Source organism: Burkholderia sp. AU15512 (genome assembly GCF_002223325.1).
GTDB lineage: Bacteria > Pseudomonadota > Gammaproteobacteria > Burkholderiales > Burkholderiaceae > Burkholderia.
Window position 1 is genome coordinate 808,828 of sequence record NZ_NKEX01000003.1, and the last position, 17,528, is coordinate 826,355.

23 protein-coding genes are annotated in these 17,528 nt (G+C 64.3%); 1 reads left to right on the top strand and 22 read right to left on the bottom strand.

Features of this window, described 5'->3' with window-relative positions; genetic code table 11:
* Positions 1-43 precede the first annotated feature (43 nt).
* The 5 genes from CFB43_RS06360 to CFB43_RS06380 all read right to left on the bottom strand — a co-directional run bounded on the left by CFB43_RS06360 (position 44) and on the right by CFB43_RS06380 (position 4,961).
* On the bottom strand, positions 44-1,075 hold the full coding sequence (locus CFB43_RS06360) for an ABC transporter ATP-binding protein (protein WP_089460689.1): 1,032 nt from the start codon (positions 1,073-1,075) through the stop codon (positions 44-46).
* A 13-nt stretch (positions 1,076-1,088) separates the two neighbouring features.
* The gene (locus CFB43_RS06365) at positions 1,089-1,991 is read right to left on the bottom strand and encodes an ABC transporter permease (protein ID WP_089494467.1); all 903 of its coding nucleotides are present in this window, start codon (positions 1,989-1,991) and stop codon (positions 1,089-1,091) included.
* A gap of 10 nt (positions 1,992-2,001) precedes the next feature.
* A complete protein-coding gene (locus CFB43_RS06370; RefSeq protein WP_089430828.1) occupies positions 2,002-2,826 on the bottom strand; it encodes an ABC transporter permease in 825 nt (274 codons plus the stop codon).
* Positions 2,827-2,842: 16 nt separating this feature from the next.
* Entirely contained in the window at positions 2,843-3,871 is a 1,029-nt protein-coding gene (locus CFB43_RS06375) for an ABC transporter substrate-binding protein (protein WP_089494468.1), read from the bottom strand.
* Between the two features lie 64 nt (positions 3,872-3,935).
* Positions 3,936-4,961 (bottom strand): LacI family DNA-binding transcriptional regulator, encoded by a 1,026-nt coding sequence (locus CFB43_RS06380; protein ID WP_089494469.1) that lies wholly within the window; start codon positions 4,959-4,961, stop codon positions 3,936-3,938.
* An 834-nt stretch (positions 4,962-5,795) separates the two neighbouring features.
* On the opposite strand from CFB43_RS06380, the gene CFB43_RS06395 reads away from it, so the two are divergent.
* Positions 5,796-6,791 (top strand): tyrosine-type recombinase/integrase, encoded by a 996-nt coding sequence (locus tag CFB43_RS06395; protein WP_256989930.1) that lies wholly within the window; start codon positions 5,796-5,798, stop codon positions 6,789-6,791.
* On the opposite strand, the gene CFB43_RS06400 is transcribed toward CFB43_RS06395, so the two are convergent.
* From CFB43_RS06400 to CFB43_RS06475, 17 genes are all read right to left on the bottom strand, one after another.
* Positions 6,776-7,024, bottom strand: a complete 249-nt coding sequence (locus tag CFB43_RS06400) for a helix-turn-helix transcriptional regulator (protein WP_085503833.1) — start codon at positions 7,022-7,024, stop codon at positions 6,776-6,778. The two genes, CFB43_RS06395 and CFB43_RS06400, sit on opposite strands and share 16 nt — an antisense overlap.
* Positions 7,021-7,353 carry a DNA-binding protein gene (locus tag CFB43_RS06405; protein WP_089494472.1) on the bottom strand — a complete coding sequence of 111 codons (333 nt, stop codon included), beginning with the start codon at positions 7,351-7,353 and terminating at the stop codon, positions 7,021-7,023. The genes CFB43_RS06400 and CFB43_RS06405 overlap by 4 nt, the downstream gene beginning before the upstream one ends.
* On the bottom strand, positions 7,350-7,964 hold the full coding sequence (locus CFB43_RS38330) for a hypothetical protein (protein ID WP_179254799.1): 615 nt from the start codon (positions 7,962-7,964) through the stop codon (positions 7,350-7,352). Before CFB43_RS38330 ends, CFB43_RS06405 begins: the two co-directional genes overlap by 4 nt.
* A complete protein-coding gene (locus CFB43_RS06415) occupies positions 7,961-8,443 on the bottom strand; it encodes a DUF1643 domain-containing protein (RefSeq protein WP_089494473.1) in 483 nt (160 codons plus the stop codon). Before CFB43_RS06415 ends, CFB43_RS38330 begins: the two co-directional genes overlap by 4 nt.
* Complete coding sequence (locus tag CFB43_RS06420) at positions 8,440-10,056, bottom strand: hypothetical protein (RefSeq protein WP_144023043.1); 1,617 nt, start codon at positions 10,054-10,056, stop codon at positions 8,440-8,442. Before CFB43_RS06420 ends, CFB43_RS06415 begins: the two co-directional genes overlap by 4 nt.
* 8 nt (positions 10,057-10,064) lie before the next feature.
* Positions 10,065-10,775 carry a DNA-methyltransferase gene (locus CFB43_RS06425; protein ID WP_089495263.1) on the bottom strand — a complete coding sequence of 237 codons (711 nt, stop codon included), beginning with the start codon at positions 10,773-10,775 and terminating at the stop codon, positions 10,065-10,067.
* Between the two features lie 19 nt (positions 10,776-10,794).
* Positions 10,795-11,526, bottom strand: a complete 732-nt coding sequence (locus CFB43_RS39180; protein WP_089494475.1) for a DNA cytosine methyltransferase — start codon at positions 11,524-11,526, stop codon at positions 10,795-10,797.
* Between the two features lie 158 nt (positions 11,527-11,684).
* Positions 11,685-12,257 carry a hypothetical protein gene (locus tag CFB43_RS06435; RefSeq protein WP_089494476.1) on the bottom strand — a complete coding sequence of 191 codons (573 nt, stop codon included), beginning with the start codon at positions 12,255-12,257 and terminating at the stop codon, positions 11,685-11,687.
* Between the two features lie 25 nt (positions 12,258-12,282).
* Positions 12,283-12,528, bottom strand: a complete 246-nt coding sequence (locus CFB43_RS06440; protein WP_089494477.1) for a hypothetical protein — start codon at positions 12,526-12,528, stop codon at positions 12,283-12,285.
* A gap of 1 nt (position 12,529) precedes the next feature.
* Positions 12,530-13,582, bottom strand: coding sequence for a recombinase RecT (locus CFB43_RS06445; protein ID WP_089494478.1), 1,053 nt, complete (start codon positions 13,580-13,582; stop codon positions 12,530-12,532).
* A 2-nt stretch (positions 13,583-13,584) separates the two neighbouring features.
* Positions 13,585-14,400: a PD-(D/E)XK nuclease-like domain-containing protein gene (locus tag CFB43_RS06450; RefSeq protein WP_089494479.1), complete on the bottom strand. Its 816-nt coding sequence runs from the start codon at positions 14,398-14,400 to the stop codon at positions 13,585-13,587.
* The gene (locus CFB43_RS38335; protein WP_179254800.1) at positions 14,400-14,537 is read right to left on the bottom strand and encodes a hypothetical protein; all 138 of its coding nucleotides are present in this window, start codon (positions 14,535-14,537) and stop codon (positions 14,400-14,402) included. Before CFB43_RS38335 ends, CFB43_RS06450 begins: the two co-directional genes overlap by 1 nt.
* 142 nt (positions 14,538-14,679) lie before the next feature.
* Positions 14,680-14,994 carry a hypothetical protein gene (locus CFB43_RS06455; protein ID WP_089494480.1) on the bottom strand — a complete coding sequence of 105 codons (315 nt, stop codon included), beginning with the start codon at positions 14,992-14,994 and terminating at the stop codon, positions 14,680-14,682.
* 23 nt (positions 14,995-15,017) lie between these two features.
* A complete protein-coding gene (locus CFB43_RS38765) occupies positions 15,018-15,767 on the bottom strand; it encodes a pentapeptide repeat-containing protein (protein WP_256989932.1) in 750 nt (249 codons plus the stop codon).
* 135 nt (positions 15,768-15,902) lie between these two features.
* Complete coding sequence (locus CFB43_RS38350) at positions 15,903-16,049, bottom strand: hypothetical protein (RefSeq protein ID WP_179254801.1); 147 nt, start codon at positions 16,047-16,049, stop codon at positions 15,903-15,905.
* A 1-nt stretch (position 16,050) separates the two neighbouring features.
* Complete coding sequence (locus tag CFB43_RS06465; RefSeq protein WP_089494481.1) at positions 16,051-16,386, bottom strand: hypothetical protein; 336 nt, start codon at positions 16,384-16,386, stop codon at positions 16,051-16,053.
* Positions 16,387-16,801: 415 nt separating this feature from the next.
* Positions 16,802-17,512, bottom strand: coding sequence for an XRE family transcriptional regulator (locus CFB43_RS06475; protein WP_089494483.1), 711 nt, complete (start codon positions 17,510-17,512; stop codon positions 16,802-16,804).
* Positions 17,513-17,528: the final 16 nt, after the last annotated feature.

Genomic DNA, 17,528 nt, shown 5'->3' on the forward strand with positions numbered 1-17,528 from the left:
GCGCCGCGGTGGGGTGCTGCATGAATGATGCCGGAAGGACGGATCAGGCGCCGAGCGCGATCAGGCCTTCCGGTGCGACCGTGAGGCCGACCGCCGTGCCGCGTGCGAGCGCGATGCGGCCCGGCACGTCGATCACGAGCGCGTCGGGGGCCGCGTGCTCGATCGTGAGCCGCGTGCGCTCGCCGAGGAACGCGCATGCGCTCACGGCACCGCGCAGCGGCGCATGCGCGGGATCGGCCAGTTGCGCATCCTCGGGGCGGAAGAACCACTCGTCGGCGGCGTGCGGCGTCGCGATCGCGCCGCCCGTGGTCACCAGCGTGCCGTCGCGCCATTGCCCGGCGAGCCGGTTCAGCGTGCCGATGAACTGCGCGACCGTGCGGTTGGCCGGGTGGTAGTAGATGTCGCGCGGCGTGCCGATCTGCTCGATGCGGCCCGCGCCCATCACGACGATCCGGTCGCCGAGCTCCATCGCCTCGGCCTGGTCGTGCGTCACGTAGACCGTCGTCACGCCGAGTTCGCGCAGCAGCGCATTCATCTCGCGACGCAGCGTGTCGCGCAGCTTCGCGTCGAGCGCGGTCAGCGGCTCGTCGAGCAGCAGCACGCGCGGCCGCACCGCCAGTGCGCGGGCCAGTGCGACGCGCTGGCGCTGGCCGCCCGACAGCTGGTCGATCGGCTTGTCCGCATGCGCGTCGAGCCGCATCATCGCGAGCAGCTCGTCGACGCGCTCGCGCAGCGCGCGCGGTTCGGTCTTGCGGATCTTCAGCCCGTAGCCGACGTTGCCGCGCACCGTCAGGTTCGGAAACAGCGCGTAGTTCTGGAACACCATGCCGACCTGCCGGCGCTCGATCGGCAGCGCGGTGACGTCGTCGTTGCCGAATGCGATCGTGCCGCCGGCGTCCGGCGTGTCGAGGCCCGCGATCAGGCGCAGCGTCGTGGTCTTGCCGCAGCCCGACGGCCCGAGCAGCACGAGCGTTTCGCCCGCGCCGATCGACAGGTCGAGCGGTTCGAGCACGCGCGTGCCGCGGAACGTCTTCGCGCAGCGGGTCAGGGTGATGGGGGTGGAATCGAGTTTCATGTCTGCGAGAAATTCAGCGCGGGCGCTTCTTGAGTGCCCGCGTGCCGGACGGATCGACGCCGAGCCACTGCATCGCGACGAGCAGCGGCAGCGTCATCAGCAGGAACAGGATCGTGTACGCGCTGCCGACTTCGAGGCGCAACGACGCATACGTATCGGCGAGCCCGACCGGCAGCGTCTTGGTGTCGGGCGTATGCAGCATCCACGTGAGGTTGAATTCGCCGATCGACAGCGTGAGCACCGCGAGCGCCCCCGCGACGATGCCGGGGCGCAGGTTCGGCAGCACGATCGTGACGAAGCGCGTGACGAACGATGCGCCGAGGCTGGCCGCGCCTTCCTCGAGCGTGCGCAGGTCGGCGCCGGCCGCGACGGCCGCCACCGCACGCACCATGAACGGCAGCGTGAACACGACGTGGCCGACGACGATGAACCACAGGCTCATCCGGAACGTGGTGAAGCCGCCGTACACGACCAGCAGCGCGAGCGCCGACGCGAGGCCGGGCAGCGCGACCGGCAGCACGAGCGCCTCCTCGATCGCGCGCGCGGCGCGGCTCTTGCTGCGCGCGAGCGCATAGCCGGCCGGCACGCCGACCGCGAGCACGATCGCGAGCGTCGCGAACGCGACATAGAGCGACAGCGCGACCGAGCCGTGATACTGCTGCCACACCTGTTCGAGCCAGCGCAGCGTGAGGCCGCTCGACAGGCCGCGGAAATAGTTGACGGTGAGGCCCGCGAGCACCGACATCACGACGGGCACGATCAGGAACGCGCACAGCAGCAGCGTGACGCCCCATTGCAGCGCGGCGATCGCGCGCGCGCCGGTGACGCGCGGCGCGCGGCGGGCGACGCCGTTCGCCTGAGCGGGAGCGGGTGCCGGTGAGGGCGACGGCGCGGAAGAGCCGGAAAGCGATTGCATGCGGGAATCCTCAGGCCGCGGCGGCGGCGGTGTGGCCGGTGAAGCGGCGCGCGAGCGCGAGCACGGCCCAGGTGACGATGCCGAGCACGATCGACAGGCCGGCCGCCGTCGCGATGTTCGCGTTCAGCGTGAACTCGGTATAGATCGTCATCGGCAGCACGTTCAGGTCGGTGGCGAGCGTGAACGCGGTGCCGAACGCGCCCATCGCCGTCGCGAAGCAGATCGCGCCGGCCGCGATCAGCCCGGGCGCGAGCGCGGGCAGCACGATGTCGACGAAGATGCGCCACGGCGATGCGCCGAGCGAACGCGCGGCTTCCTCGAGCGACGCGTCGAGCTTCGACGCGGCCGCGATCACGGTGACGATCACGCGCGGAATCGAGAAGTACAGGTAGCCGATGAACAGCCCGGCGACCGAGTACGCGAACACCCACTTGTCGCCGGTGAGCTTCGCGGACAGCATGCCGATCAACCCCTGCCGGCCGGCGAGCATGATCACCATGAAGCCGACGACGACGCCCGGGAACGCGAGCGGGAACGTGAGCAGCGCGAGCAGCACGCGCTTGCCGGCGAATTCGCGGCGAGCAAGCAGGAGGCCCGAGATCGTCGACAGCGCGAGCGTCGCGAGCGTGACGCCCGCGGACAGCGCGATGGTTTCGCCGAGGCTCTTCATGTAGCGCGCATTGCCGAGCAGCGCCGCGTAGTGCGGGAAGAACGCGCCGTCGGCGGACACCTGCACGAGTGCCGCCATCGGCAGCAGCCAGAACGCGGCGAACACCGCGAGCGCCGGCGCGACGAGCGCGACGCGCCAGCGCAGCGGGAAAGTCAGGTCGAGCATCGATGAGGTCCGCCGCTTACTGCATGACCTGCAGGTATTGCTGGCCGAATGCCTGCTGGCCGGCTGCCATCTTGCCGAAGTCGACCGGTTTCGCACGCGCATATTCGCTCGCCGGCAGGAACTTCGACGCGATGTCGGCGCCGAGCGTCTGCGCGCGCACCGGACGCAGGTACGCATTGGCCCACAGCTTCTGGCCTTCGTCCGACAACACGAAGTCGAGCACCTTCTTGCCGTTCGCGTCGTGCGGGGCGCCCTTCACGAGACTCATCACGTACGGCACGGCGATCGTGCCTTCCTTCGGAATCACGAACTCGACGTTCGCGCTGTCCTTGTACTTCGCGCGATACGCGTCGAAGTCGTAGTCGAGCAGGATCGGAATTTCACCCGACAGCACGCGCGCGTACGCGGTCTGCTTCGGCACGATCGGTGCGTTCGCCTTCAGCTTCCTGAACCAGTCGAGCGCCGGCTTGAAGTTGTCGAGGCTGCCGCCGAGCGCCTGGTTCACGGCCACCGCGCCCGCATAGCCGACGAACGCGCTCGACGGGTCGAGATAGCCGACCATGCCCTTGTATTCCGGCTTCAGCAGATCGGCCCACGAGCGCGGTACCGGCTTGCCGTCGAGCGCGTCCTTGTTCACGAAGAAGCCGAGCGTGCCCGAATGGATCGCGAACCAGTAGCCTTGCGGGTCCTTCAGGTTCGCGGGGATGTCGTTCCAGTGCGAGGGCTTGTACGGCGCGATCACGCCCTTGTCCTTCGCCTGGAACGCCGACGACACGCCGAGATAGACCACGTCGGCGACCGGGCTCTTCTGCTCGGCGATCAGCTGCGCGATCGACTGGCCCGAGTTCTTGTTGTCGAACGGCACGCGGATGCCGGTCTTCTGCTTGATCGCCGCGATCTGTGCGGCCCAGTCGGCCCATTCGGGCGGGCAGTTGTAGCAGATCGCCGTTTCGTCGGCGTGGGCGGCGGGCGTGCCGGCGAGGAGCGCGGCGCAGGCGACGGGCGCTGCAAGCGCGCGCAGCAGCGAGGTCAGGCGAAAGGACACGGTAGGTCTCCGGGCGAGGGTGAGGCGCTGGGGTGGGGGGGGGTGCAGGGTGTGCGGCGCGGGTTCAGGCCTTGCGCAATTGCAGGTCGGTGGCCGGCGGCGCCACGGTTGCGCCGTCGCGTACTACGTGCGGCAGGATCAGCGACGTGCGTTCGATCGCCGCGCCGCCGATGCTTTCGACGAGACGCTGCCATGCGTGGCGGCCGATGTCGCGATTCGGCGTCGCGACGCTCGCGAGCGGCGGCGCGAGCAGTTCGCCGAGCGCGATCCCGTCGAAGCCGAGCACCGACAGGTCGTCGGGAATCGAGAAGCCCGCGCGGCGCAGGCCGCGCATCACGACCATCGCGAGCAGGTCGTTGCTGCAGAAGAGCGCGGTCGGGCGCGTCGCGTGCGCGGTGAGATGCGCGAGCACCGCGTCGGGCAGCTCGGGCGCGTTGAAGTCGACTTCGACCGGCGGCAGCGTGGTGACGCCGATTTCCTCGAGGGCCTGCGCATAGCCGAGATGACGCTGGCGTGCGCGATCCGACGCGGCGAGCGAGCCGGCCAGCATCAGCACGCGGCGGTGGCCGCGCGCGGTCAGCAGCCGCACGCCGTCGTACGCGGCACGGCGGTTGTCGACCGACACCGACGGGCGACGCTGCGTGTCGTTGTGCATCAGCACGTAGTGCGGGCCGTCGTGGTCGAGCATGTCGAGCAGCGGGTGGGTATCCGCGTCGGCGACGGTGAGGATCAGCCCTTCGACGCGCTGCTCGCGCAGCGTCTCGATCGCGTGGCGCTCGCGCGCCGCGTCGTATTCGGTCGTCATCAGGATCAGCTTGAAGCCGGCCGCGGTCGCGAGTTCGTCGATGCCTTGCAGGCAGTCGGCGAACACGGGGTTCGACAACGTCGGCACGACGACGCCGACGAGCCGCGTGCGCTCGCCGCGCAGTTGCCGGCCGAGCGGGCTCGGGCGGAACTGCAGCGTATCGATCGCGGTGCGGATCGTTTGCAGCGTGGCGGGGCTGACGGTATGCGGGGCGTTGATCGCGCGCGAGACGGTGGCGATCGAGAAGCCCGCGAGGGCAGCGACGTCCTTGATGGTCGAGGTCATGAAACCTTGCGATGTAAACGTTTTCGGCCGGGAAATTATCGAAAACGTTTGTGACTTCGCGATGACTTAGGCGACGCTTGTTTCGCAAAAAGCACGAGACAAAAGTCTGACGGATAGGGCCGTTGGACGACGCGGACTCGATTGTATCGGGGATGCTGCGGCGCGGGAGGAAATCGTTGGCGGCGGTGCGGCGGCGTCGACGACAACGGATGAATCCGTGGGGGGTGTGATGCGGCGCCGCGGAATAAGGGAACGCATGGGCAAGCAATGGTAGAATCGCGTCCGCCCTCTTGCCGGGGTGATGAAATTGGTAAACATAGCGGACTTAAACGATTGAGTGCCCGGTCGGAAACGGTCGGTGCAGAACCCTTCAAATTCGGCGAAACCCCTGATGCGCGCATCGAGGCAACGCCGAGCCAAGCCTCGCGGCATCCGCGAGGAAGGTGTAGAGACTAGACGGGGGGCGCCTAAGGCGCATGGGCAGCAGGTCAGCCCGCGCGCGACGGCGAAGGCATAGTCCAGCGCACGAACGGCATCGCGCACGCGACGCCGGCTTTGAAAGAAGCAGTGTGACGAAAATCCGCCGCCTTAACTGGCTTGCCGGTTCGAGTCCGGTCCCCGGCACCACCTAATTCAGTAGCGAAAGCTATCCTGCCTGTAGCAAACCCAATCCTACCAAGGCTTTCCGTGCTATCTTCCCGCTCCGGGAAGGTAGCCGCGTTGTAGCAAAAACAAGCCATTTTTGCACCCGCGTGCACCAGAAATGCACCACGATTTGCACCAGGGGGCAGGATGGCGACATACACGAAGCGCGGCGGCGTCTGGCGCGCGCAGGTGCGCCGCAAGGGCGTGAGCGTATCGGAGACGTTCCAGAGCAAGGCGGACGCTGTCGCCTGGGCGACACGGATCGAGCACGAAATCAACGTGGGCAAGCTGACGCCCGGCACGAAGCACACGCTCGCCGATGCGCTCCGCGAGTATGAAAAGCGCGTCAGCCCGACGAAGCGCACCGCGCGCTGGGAGGCGATCCGCTTCGCCGCGTTCATCCGGAATTTTCCTGACCTGGCTGCGATGCCGCTCGCCGATGTGACGGCTGAGCACATGGGGCGATGGCGCGATGCGCGGCTTGCCGGCGACGAGAGCGCGGGCCGCAGCAAGGTCGGCACGGCGACGGTGCTGCGCGAGATCAACCTGCTGTCGCACGTGTTCACGACGGCACGGGACGAATGGAAATGGATCACTGAAAGCCCGCTGACTGGCATGCGGCGCCCGACGGAACCTGAGCCGCGGAAGCGGCGCATCACGGATGAGGAGGTTGGGCGGTTGCTCGCCCGGCTCGGATATCGAGACGATGAGACACCAGTGACGAAGTCAGCGCGCATTGGCGCGATGCTCGTGTTCGCAATCGAGACGGCTATGCGGGCGGGAGAGATCGAGGGGATGACGTGGGATGCGGTCGACCTGAAGAAGCGCTACGTGCATCTGCCGCGCACGAAGACCGGCGTGACCCGCGACGTACCGCTGTCGCCGCGCGCGCTTGCCGTTCTGAAGCAGCTCGATCCGCTGAGGAAGGAATTCGGGGGGAATGTGTTCGGAGTCGAACCTGCGCTACGGAGCGCACTGTTCGCGAAGGCGAAGAAGGCGGTGATGCTGGATGACCTGCATTTCCACGACGCGCGCCGCGAGGCGCTGACGCGGCTTTCCAAAATTTTCAGCGTGATGGAACTGGCGAAGATCAGCGGCCACCAGGATCTGCGCATCCTGCAGGCGGTGTACTACGCGCCGCATGCCGCTGATCTTGCCGACAAGCTCCATCAGGCTTCGACGTGAGACTCGGCCCACGCGATCACGTCCTTCGCGCGCCAGAGTGGCCTAGCCCGTTCTGTCGCGCTCTTGCCTGACGGGATGCGGATCGGACGCGGGAACCCGTCCTGCGTGATGATCCACTGCCGCGTGTGCTGCTCGCTGCGGTGCAGATATTTCGCCAGTTCGGCCAGATCCCACAGCGCGTGCGGCGTCAGGCGCGCGGCAATTTCTTGAGCCAGTTCGGTGATTTCGGTCATCGTGCCCTCGTGGTCAAAGCGAGCTCGACGCGGCGGCTGATCTCGCGATCGTAGCCGGCGAGCGTGGATTGCAGGTTGGGTGCGAGACGCGGCCCGGCGGCCGGCGTGTCGAGTGGCGCGCGCGGCATGGCTGCAGGCACCACCTCGTATGCGGTGTTCGTCGTGACGCGCCGATCGATCCGGATGCGGCCTGCGTAGAACAGCGTGTCGAGGAAGCACTGCACGAACGCCGTCGACGTCTGCAGCTCGGCCGCGATCTGCCGCGCGGTGTGCGTGCCGGTGCGCAGGACGTCGAACACGGCGGTACCGTTGATGCGGCGGCTGGTCATCGGCCTTCTCCTGCGCGGGCGCCGTCAATCCCGGGCCTCATATTTGTCTTGCCGAATATGGATAGATGCCAGTTTGCGCATGCTGCGGACGTTGTGATGATGTGATGCTCGGCCTTCTTGGCGTCGCACGCCACAGCCGCATGAAGCGCTTTCCCTGCGAGATAGCCGACAAGCCAGAACCAGTCGGCCGGCGTCTTTCCAGCATCGTGCTCGCTGCTCCAACGCTGTCGCTGGTGCTCTGCCTCAATGCTCACAGCTTTCAGAAAGTCGTCGGCGTGCGGCGTATTGATGATCGCGTTAAGGCGCTCGATTTCGGCTCGAAGCTCTGTCACCTCGGCGCACGGCTCCGGCTGCTCGCACTGTTGGCACCGGAACGCCACATAGACTTCGCGGAGCGCCGACTCGACGGTCGGATATGCGACCGTGTCCCAGCACTCGGGATAATGGATCGCCTGCGCGAGTTTCGGCTCCGGCTGCTGAGCGGCGAGAAGGGCGCGACAGAACGCAAAACGGCGTTCTTCCATCGAGCTGAACGGAGTCATGCGACTTACTTCATGCTCGGCGCTCTTGATTGCATCGTGGACCTGTTGGTCCGTCAGCGTCTTATTCATGCTGGGCTCCATTCGATCAGCGGTTGGTCGGCGCGGACGTATAGTGGGTGCCGCGGTGAACCGTCCTTCGTCATACCGAGACACCACAGGCGCGCACCGGCATCGCGCAGGATCTTCGAGACGGCGGAAACTCGATCGGGTCGAGCGTTAGCACCCCATGCACACACGACGTCGTGATACTCGCGGGCGAATTTCGCCAGGTAGAGGTCGTTGTCGGGGCCGATTGGATCTTCGTGAACCCACAGCGCGGCGGGATCGGTCGAGCGAAGCGCATACAGATTCGCCACAGAAATTCCGTTGCAGTCCCACGTCTTCGCAAAACCGCGACAGCGACGGATCGTCGGGTCGTCCAAACTGGCGTCGGCCGTACTCGGATTGAGCATCAGGAATAGCGCGGTCGACTTCATGGGCGACATGCTGTCGGCCGGCCGCGAAAGCAGATAGCGGTATTGCCCGCACGGACTGATGATGGCGCTCATCGCTTGGCTCCTTCGAGAAGGTCGTCGATCTTCGAGAACAGGTCGATGACGCGCGTCGGCGGGTCGTTTTCCCACTCGACGTTGGACAGTTCCTCGCGCGCCTGGCGAAGTGCCTCCGTCAGACCTTGCCGAGTGGCGACCTGCGCGGGCGGGGCGGTGTAGACGGGAATCAATCCCCCGATTCTGTCGGCGCTTGATTTGTTGCGCGTGAAGTAGTTGCCGCCTCGTGGCTGAGCCCATCCGAACGGCTCCGCCTCTTGCCCCGCTGCCGCTGCGGCAAGGTCACGTACCGCAGAAATGATTTGATCTCGGGCTTTGATGCCGAATTCGCCTCGGTCGCGCCATTTCGGGTCGACATCGCGAAGAACGGCCTGAATGGCACGCAGGTCTTCAATGGCGGCTGCGGGCTGCGATGCTGCCGCGCGGGCTCGACGCGGACATTCAGATTCTTCGCACCACGATCCCGGATGATTGTTTCCGGGGCAAGTGCATTGCGTATCGTCGGTGTCGTCTTTGAAGCCGCGGTAATGCTCGCAGCGATCACGGAAGTCTTCGAATGATGCCGCCCGCTCATCTGCATGCCCTGCCGTCCGATAGGCGTGATGTAAGAACTCATCGACGAGAATTTTGGTCTTGTCATCACCGGGATTCGCGTCGAACTGGTCTTGATGCGTTTGGATGTAGTCCCACGCAGGAGAGAGCGTTGCGATCAAGTTGTCAAAAATCCCCTTCGGAATAGTTTTCTGGGCGTCTGCCGGCGCTGCCGCTGCATCTGCGGAGGGCGACGGAGGGGCAGCAGCGAGCATGGCATCCCATTGCACGAGTAACTGATCGCCCGGTTGCCTCCATCGATCGTCAGCTCGCAGCGCGGCCGACTTCATTCCTTCGGTCGGCTCGACTGGCACCAGCTTCCACCCCTCTGCCACCGCTCCCGCCACCTCAGTGCGAGGGGAGCGGGAAAGGGAAGCTTCCTGCTCGGCTTGCTTGCGACCGACATGCCAGTACGGCGCGAGCCAATGGTCGGCGCTCGGCGGCGGATTCGTGTTCTGGTAGCCGAAGGCCATTGCGCCGTCGATCGCCTCGCACGTCAGCTTGCGTTCGAGCTTGATTTGCTCGGGCGTCATGCTCTTGCGAATATCGGCTTCAGTCGCCCCTTCCGCCCCCGCCACATTGGGCGACGAGGCGCGGGCCGCAGCAGCGATTCGGATAGCTTCGCGAGCAAATTCGGCGCGCACCTTCGCATAGCTGCCGAACACGTTCGGTACTGTCTTCTGGATTCTCTCGAATACATCGCACCATTCTGCGTCGGACATGTCAAACGCCGCCCGCTCATCCGCCCCAGTGCCCGTGCCTTCGAGCGGGGCGGACGGCGTGTCGGGGTGCGTCACGTCGTGCAGTCGCTGTTTCAATTCGTCGACCATGTTGCGGTAACGCTGCACAAGCGCTTCAAGATGCGAGATTCGTTCACCGGCCGGCGCTTCTTCGTGCTGCTCGACAGGGAAACGAGCCTCGCGCTCGCGCTCACATGCGCCCATGCCGCAGTCGCGCGAGCATTCGGCGTCGGCGATTGCGCAAACTCGTACGGCTGCGCGGTTGTTGTCGGTGGTGGTCATGGTAGTCCTCATTCGAAATCGATCGCGCTCTGCTGAGCGAGGTTCGGTGCGGTATGGAAAAGCGATTCCTGGCGCTGCGCATCCTCGATGCGGCGGCATGCAATTTCGAAGTATTTCGGTTCGCGCTCGATGCCGATGAAGGCCCGACCTTGTTGAACGGCAGCAACTCCGGTCGTGCCGCTTCCCATGTAAGGGTCAAGAATGATTTCCGCCTCCGGGACGAACGCAATGCACCACGCCATCAGTGAAATCGGCTTCTGCGTTGGATGAACCTTTCCCGGGGTTCCGCGCGTGGCGCTCTCCTTGAAGATGGCGGCAGGGCGCGACAGGTTCGACCATGCCAGCTCAACTTGCGAGAAGTTCTCCCATGGCTGTTCCTTGTCCCAAACGAGAATTGCTCGGGCCGGAGGGAGCGGGAAATAGTTTCCGCCCCAGATGATTTGCCAATTCAACATGCTCCGCAGGGCATCGAAAGTTTCAGCACTGGGTGCAATGTCCCATTCAACATTGGACTGATTCAGCAGTCGATTCTTCAGCGTGCCGGAACCAATTTGGCGCGGCGACTTGCGCACGACCGCACCCGCGACATCACCGGCAAGATTCAGAATCCCATATGGCGGATCAGTAATCACCGCATCCACGCGCGGCAACGTTGGCAAAAGGTCTAGGCAGTCCCCGAGATAGAGCGTCGCGTCGCCGATCTGTACCTTCTCGCTCATCGTCATCCTCAATCAGTATTCATCGTGAGAGAAGGGTGAATGCTGTTGCAGCCACTCGCGGTACTTGGCCGTTTCCAAGGGCTTTAATGCGGTGTGCCCGATGGGCCATCCCATAAGCCACTCGACCCACTCGGGGTTCATTGGGCCAAGATGGCCACGTCGAGCAAGTTCTTCTGAGAGCCTCACTCCGCGGCTGCTTTCCATCATTCGTTCGCGTAGTCGTTTCTCGGCTGGGTGCCCCTTCGTATCTGTTGCCGTTGGCGTGGGCCACAACCCAGATGCGCTCGCGCAAGTGTGGAGCTTCGGTATCGGCCGCAGAAACGATTCCCCATTCCGCATCGAACCCCATCGCGGCCAAGTCTCCGAGAACTCGTCCGAGTCCCCGAGAAGTGAGCATTGGGCTGTTTTCCACTTCGACTCCGAGGGGTTGTACTTCGCGAATGATCCGAGCCATTTCGGTCCAGAGTCCGCTTCGTTCGCCGTCAAGCCCGTCGCCGGTGCCCGCTGCGCTGACGTCCTGGCATGGAAACCCGCCAGCCACGATGTCAACAATTCCTCGCCAAGGTCGGCCGTCAAAGGTTCGAACGTCATCCCAAATCGGGAACGGAGGAAAGGTGCCGTCGTTTTGCCGAGCGACAAGGACGGCTTGGGCGTAGGGATCAAATTCAACGGCGCATACGCATCTGTTTCCCTGCAGCTGACCCGCAAGGATTCCTCCACCAGCGCCCGCGAAAAGATGAAGCTCATTCACTCGTCATCCTCAATCAGTAGAACAGCATCAATGTCGTCCGCGCGGTTCGCATGTGGCAGCGTTGACATGAATAAGCCGGCGTGACGGCGCCCACCCATCACCCACGCGGACGGCATTGAAGCCGGGTTGCCGCGCGAGTGGGGCGCGCGGCAGGTGGGTCAGTGCGCTTCGTGTGCGAGGTCGCTGCCTTCGAATGGATCTCGGTCGTCGTCGTCCTGCGCATGGCCGAAAAGTCCCGGATCGACGTAGTTGTCCGGAGGCGTCAGCGTGATGCCGATCTCCTGCTGAACGCGGCGGCCGATTTTTCCGTGATCCTCATCATCTTTTGGATGGGCATTCACCTTGAACGACACCTCAACAGAACCGCCGTCCATGGTCACGAATGCGATTTCCTTGATCTCGCAGTCGGCCAGGAGAACGTCTTCGGCACCGGAGGCGCCGATGTGGAAGCGCAGCAGATAGCCCTCGTACTTGCGATCCCATGCGAGGTTGCGCATAAACGGGAAGCGCAGCTCGGTCAGGCTGTCGTGCTCCATCGGCAGCTCGCCGGCCTTCGGCTGCGGCTTGCGATACAGCGCGTTGCGCAGGCTCGCGTCGAACATTTCGAGCACTTCGCCGCCTTGGACGACGTACAGGCCGATCGAGATTGCGGCGACGCGCTCGGCGCCGTGCTTCTCGCTGACGTTCGTGCACGAGACGATCTTCGCGAGGGTGTTGTCGAGGTTGAACATGCTGTCTCCTGAGGATGAGGGTGAGTTACGTGCGAACCCAACCAGTAGCGGTCGAGCGAATCTTTCCGGCCTTACGCAGCGCTTGAAGACGACGATCGACAATGCGCCAAGATGAGACTCCAAAACGGGAGCGTGCAGTACCTTCTTCCTTCGCGATCCGCTCGCTTTCGGCACGGATTTCCCCCGCATCGACGAACGCAAACTTCTTCGGTGTTTCGTTGATCGCCGCGAGAATCAGCGCATCGAGCTTTCCGTATTTGCTTGTCGTCATATCAGGCTCCGAGCAGCACTTCGCGGCGATCCTGATACGCCTGCTCGAGCTTCACGTACTCGGCCTGCGGCAGATCGCGCGCGCTGTCGAGGACCAGGGCCAGCACTTCGGCGTCGTCCGCCTTCTGGATCTGCGCGAGCAGGTCGTCGTAGCTTGGCAGCGTCATGTCGGATTGCTGCGCTCGCTGATCGGTCAGGCCGGGCGGCGGATCGATCTCGCCGTCATCGTCCTGTTCGTCATCGGTCGGCGTGATGTAGTCGCCGTCGAGCACGGTATCGAGCGCCTGCGAGCGACCAGATGCGCCGACATCGTCGATCGCGGCCGCGCTCGCGAGCTCGATGCTCACGGGCAGGTACTTGAACAGGCGGCGCAGCACGGTCTTGCGGCCCATTTCTTCGTAGTGCTGGCCCCAGACGGTCTTTTCCTTGTCGCGTGCGAACTTGTAGTTCTGGCTGGCGTCGCGGATCTCATTGACCTGCTCGGCGCTCATCACCTCGAACGCGTGGCCCCCGCCGACCAGCTTCGCGACCGCGTAGAAGGCGATGACGCGGCCGCGCGCGGACATCGCCGGTTTGTGTTCCAGCTTCTCGTCGAGGCCGAACGCATAGTCGAAGTGATCGTGCTCGTGCACGGCGTGCGCGGCGATGCTAACGACCTGGCCGGAGCGGCGCGCGAGGTCGATCAAGCCCTTGTAGCCGATGACGATCTGCGTCTCGACCTTGTCCGTCACCCACTGGTTGCCGACTTTCTTCTTCTTCTCGAACGGGATCAGGTATGCATGGCCAAGCGGCGTGTTGGGTTCGAGGCCGAGTTGGGAGCACTGCACGACTGCACCCATCAGCGATTCGACCGTGCACTCCATCAGCTTCGGCGTCGTGCGCAACGCGCCGAGCGCGATCTTCAGCATGCGATCCGGGCTCACGTGCCGCGGCAACACTGCAGCGAGCGTCCCTTTCTGTGATTCGAAGAACTGCTTTACGCTGCCAATGCCGGCCTCGCGCGCGACCATCTTCGAGGTCGATTTCAGTTGAGCCAGGTTGGTTGTCGTTGCCATCGTTATGCCTCGTCCGTCGTGAAAGCCCATTGGGGCAGGGTGATCAAGGTGATTTCCTTCGAGTAGCCCGGCCATTCGCAGGCCGCGTCGCAGCGCGTATAGGTCGCGAGGTTGCGTGCGTAGTCGGCGCGGCCCTGCTCGCGCGACATGTCGTCAAGCATCATTGCGTGCGCGACGAACGGCCATTCCGTCTCGACCGCGACGAACACGAAGGCGCGCACTTCTTTGCTGGCCGCGTGCTCGTAGCCGTCGCTGTAGAACGCGTCCTGCACGTGGTAGCGCTTGCGCGCGGCCTGCCGGCGGAACTCGTCCGGGCTGGCGCTGCTGAAGGTCTTGACGTCAACGAGCAGCACGCTCGATTCGGTCAGGTCGTGCGCCCAGTCCGGCCGGCAGCGGCATGCCGCGCCTGTCGACGGATCGGTCCAGAACGCCGACACCTCGGCGCGGCCGCGCGACAGTGCCTCGCGGATCTCCGGCAGCGCGCGCACGGCGTCCGACTGGCGCCATGCGGTGTCGTATTGGTCCGGCTGGATCGCGATACGGCCGGCGTTCTCGTCGACGAAGTCCTTCCAGACCTTCGTGTTGCGGTTGACGCTCGGCCCGAGCACGTAGCGCTTGCCGAACTCGTCCGGCTCGAGGATCGCGCAGTGCGCAAGATTGCCTTCGAGCTGGCCGCCGCGCGTCGTCGGCGCCGGCCGGTTCGGATCGCGATGGAGCGCCCAGAAGTGCGCGGGCGACACGTTGATCGTGTCGAGCTGCGATTTCGAGATCTCGGGGCGCGAGTGGTACACGTCGATGTCGAGGTGTTCGATCAGCATCACGCCCCCCACGCGCCGCGCACAACAGGCGCTTCGAACAGCTGCGGCAACACGAGCCATGCGAACAGGAACAGGATCGCGCCGAGCACGGCCCAAAGCGACACGATCTCGACCACGTTGCGGATCAGGCGCTTCACATTGCACCTCCAGCACGCAGCGCGACAGCGAGCCACCAGAAGGCACCGATGCATGCACCTGCGCCAACGGCCGAGCCGATCTGGATCGACAGGTGCACTCGCTCGCACGCTCGGTAGAGGTCGTTGTCGTTTGCGGCGCGCATCACAGACCCTCCCCGCAGGCGCGGAAGTGCCGCACCGGCTCCGGCGCAGCCTTGCGCCCGGCCTTGATCAGGGCAGCGTCGAGGGCCATGCGGATGCCTGAGGTCAGCAGGATTGTCCCCGAGTCAGCGTCGGTCGCGATGATTTCGAGGATCTCGGCCATGTCGTTCATGCGCGTCGCGCACTCCTGCCACGCTTTCCAAGCCTTCGCGGTGTTGTCGGCCAGATACCAGCCGCAGTTGCCCGTCACCAGATGCAGCTCTTCACGCGAGGCCCATGCCTCGAACGCGTCGCGCGTCTGCTTGATCTTGTCCATGTGGTCCCTCGTTGTGATGTGCGTTACGACGCGAATGCCTTGCGTTGCGTGTCGAGCCACGTTTCAGCCCATTCGAGCGCGAGCTTCGAAGCCGCGTTGGTTTCGGGCGTATCGCCCTTACGGATCGCCATGAAGAAACGCTCGACCGGGCGCGACGCGTCTTTCGGAATGCCGAGTTCGGATGAATCGACGTCGATCCCGCGAGCGTTGGCAATCGTGCCGACGAGACAAGCGCACTCGCCCGAATAGGTCGATCCGTCGACGCGCCCAGCTTTCAGCGCATCAATGAGCGCGGGTACCTCGCGCGGTGCCTGCGAAATGACTTCGATGAAATCGGCCTTGATCGGCAGCAGGTCCGCGCCGCTCAGGTACGCGCCGCGCAGGTCCGCGCCGCTCAGGTACGCGCCGCTCAGGTACGCGCCGCGCAGGTACGCGCCGCTCAGGTCCGCGCCGCTCAGGTCCGCGCCGCGCAGGTCCGCGCCGCGCAGGTCCGCGTCGCTCAGGTCCGCGCCGCTCAGGTCCGCGCCGCTCAGGTACGCGCCGCGCAGGTCCGCGTCGCTCAGGTCCGCGCCGCTCAGGTACGCGCCGCTCAGGTACGCGCCGCGCAGGTCCGCGCCGCTCAGGTCCGCGCCGCTCAGGTCCGCGCCGCGCAGGTCCGCGCCGCTCAGGTCCGCTCCCTGCTTGCAAGCCATTTCGACGGCGATTTTCATCGAATCAGCCTCGCACTCGAAAATGACCTTTAGCGTCCAGCGGTTCAGGATTTCGATCTTCATGTGGTGCTCCGGGTGGTTGTTCAGTCGTGGTACCAATGGTCGTTTTTCTCGACGCGCTTGATCTCGCGCACGATCACGACCAGGGCGAGGATCAGCACAGCAGCGGCGCCGATCAGGAGGCGGGTGGCGGTCATGTCAGCACCAGACGACGTGTTTCCAATCGACCATGCGACGGATCGACCAGTGGCGACGCAACGCGGGCAACTCCATGTCCGGGCATGCGACTTCGAGATAGCCGCCCGCGAGCGGCACGATTTCGGTGTGGAGGCGATGGCCGTTCATGTCATGCCTCGTCGAACAGGCGAACGCGGGTCGGCACGCGCCCACCGCCGGAGTACTCGGCTATGCGCTTCGCCGCGGCAGAGAAGGCGTCTTCGAACGCAGCCATCAGCAGCCACTGAAAATGCGCGCGGTCTGAGGTGTCGCGATAGGCGTCGACGATCTTTCGTTGCTCGGATTCGTTCAGGCCGGCGAGCGCTTCGAGCACGTCGTCGAGCGTGACGACTGCGGTCGCGCGCTCGAGCGCTTCGTCGGCGTCGGCCTGCGCGTCGTTGAACTGCTGCAGCTGCCGATCCGACCAGAAGTCGGCCGCGCGTTCGGTGGTGGTGGGGTGGAGCATGGTGGCCTCGAAATGTTCGGTGCGTTGAGCACATTAAACATCACGGGTTATTTCATGTCAAGCACACTATACAAAATGATGGTTCAGAGGACGCGCTCTCTTCGTGGCGGCGAAAAAAAGCCCGCGTATGCGCGGGCTAATCTGCTTTCAGTTTGATGTCAGTTTTGGTGAAATGCCGCGCATTCGACTGTGTCGCGATTGAAAGGGCTGCTGCATTGCAAGACCAGATTCCGAACCGAGAAATCGGCCTGGGCACGTGCAATGTGCTCGATGTATTCCTTCTGGGTCAGGCACTCACCCGAGTCTGCGCGATAGGAGCACATGAACTTGTCACCCCGATCGCGAATGTCTTGCCCCCATATTCTCAAGGCTCCAATGAGAATGAGGGGGATCACTATCCATGCAATCACAGTTTTCATATGCGCTCGCTTTGCTTATGGACGATGCGCCCGATGATGAAAGTGTCCCCGTTGAGCGGGCGGTCGCGGTAGATTCGCTTGTCCTGGTTGTCGGAAGCGGCAACCCATTGGCCATCGGTGCGGAACAGGCGCTTGACGACGACCTCACCGTCGAAACTGAGCGCGAAGACAATCCCGTCCTTCGGCGTCGTGTCGGCAGAATTCACCACTACCCAGTCACCGTCATAGAGGCCCGGCTCCATGCTTGCGCCGCCCACCTTGATCGCGAGCAGCTTCGCCGGTTCGTAGCCGTTCCCCTCATACCAGCTTCGATGAAATACGATCGGGGCATGATCTTCTTCGAGAGGCTCGACGCCGAAGCCGGTGATCCCGGCGGAAATTTTGATCTTCACTCGTCTGATCGCCGGATATTCAGGGTTTTCCTGTAGGGAAATTTCCTGCAGGCTGGCTGGTTTCATCCTGCCACGCCCTGTCGCGAGCCAATTCGGCGAAACAGACAGAGCAGATGCCACTTTTAGGAGGTTCTCACCCTCCAAACTTGTGGTAGCGCCCGTCAGCCAGAACGAAACGGCACCGCGCGTCACCCCTACGCGCCGGCCGAGTTCGGACTGATTCATACGTGCTTCTTGAAGGGCCGCGCGGAGGCGGTCTGCCAGTGTTTTCATGTCTAGCAGACTAATCCCTTGTACGTTAAGTGAGCTTGACATATGATTTGTCTAGTGA

Excerpts from the sequence above, each read along its gene's own strand:
- CFB43_RS06360 (WP_089460689.1), bottom strand. The coding sequence starts at position 1,075 with ATGAAACTCGATTCCACCCCCATCACCCTGACCCGCTGCGCGAAGACG.
- CFB43_RS06365 (WP_089494467.1), bottom strand. The coding sequence starts at position 1,991 with ATGCAATCGCTTTCCGGCTCTTCCGCGCCGTCGCCCTCACCGGCACCC.
- CFB43_RS06370 (WP_089430828.1), bottom strand. The coding sequence starts at position 2,826 with ATGCTCGACCTGACTTTCCCGCTGCGCTGGCGCGTCGCGCTCGTCGCG.
- CFB43_RS06380 (WP_089494469.1), bottom strand. The coding sequence starts at position 4,961 with ATGACCTCGACCATCAAGGACGTCGCTGCCCTCGCGGGCTTCTCGATC.
- CFB43_RS06400 (WP_085503833.1), bottom strand. The coding sequence starts at position 7,024 with ATGACCGAAATCACCGAACTGGCTCAAGAAATTGCCGCGCGCCTGACG.
- CFB43_RS06405 (WP_089494472.1), bottom strand. The coding sequence starts at position 7,353 with ATGACCAGCCGCCGCATCAACGGTACCGCCGTGTTCGACGTCCTGCGC.
- CFB43_RS38330 (WP_179254799.1), bottom strand. The coding sequence starts at position 7,964 with ATGAATAAGACGCTGACGGACCAACAGGTCCACGATGCAATCAAGAGC.
- CFB43_RS06415 (WP_089494473.1), bottom strand. The coding sequence starts at position 8,443 with ATGAGCGCCATCATCAGTCCGTGCGGGCAATACCGCTATCTGCTTTCG.
- CFB43_RS06420 (WP_144023043.1), bottom strand. The coding sequence starts at position 10,056 with ATGACCACCACCGACAACAACCGCGCAGCCGTACGAGTTTGCGCAATC.
- CFB43_RS06425 (WP_089495263.1), bottom strand. The coding sequence starts at position 10,775 with ATGAGCGAGAAGGTACAGATCGGCGACGCGACGCTCTATCTCGGGGAC.
- CFB43_RS06435 (WP_089494476.1), bottom strand. The coding sequence starts at position 12,257 with ATGTTCAACCTCGACAACACCCTCGCGAAGATCGTCTCGTGCACGAAC.
- CFB43_RS06440 (WP_089494477.1), bottom strand. The coding sequence starts at position 12,528 with ATGACGACAAGCAAATACGGAAAGCTCGATGCGCTGATTCTCGCGGCG.
- CFB43_RS06445 (WP_089494478.1), bottom strand. The coding sequence starts at position 13,582 with ATGGCAACGACAACCAACCTGGCTCAACTGAAATCGACCTCGAAGATG.
- CFB43_RS06450 (WP_089494479.1), bottom strand. The coding sequence starts at position 14,400 with ATGCTGATCGAACACCTCGACATCGACGTGTACCACTCGCGCCCCGAG.
- CFB43_RS06455 (WP_089494480.1), bottom strand. The coding sequence starts at position 14,994 with ATGGACAAGATCAAGCAGACGCGCGACGCGTTCGAGGCATGGGCCTCG.
- CFB43_RS38765 (WP_256989932.1), bottom strand. The coding sequence starts at position 15,767 with ATGAAGATCGAAATCCTGAACCGCTGGACGCTAAAGGTCATTTTCGAG.
- CFB43_RS38350 (WP_179254801.1), bottom strand. The coding sequence starts at position 16,049 with ATGAACGGCCATCGCCTCCACACCGAAATCGTGCCGCTCGCGGGCGGC.
- CFB43_RS06465 (WP_089494481.1), bottom strand. The coding sequence starts at position 16,386 with ATGCTCCACCCCACCACCACCGAACGCGCGGCCGACTTCTGGTCGGAT.
- CFB43_RS06475 (WP_089494483.1), bottom strand. The coding sequence starts at position 17,512 with ATGTCAAGCTCACTTAACGTACAAGGGATTAGTCTGCTAGACATGAAA.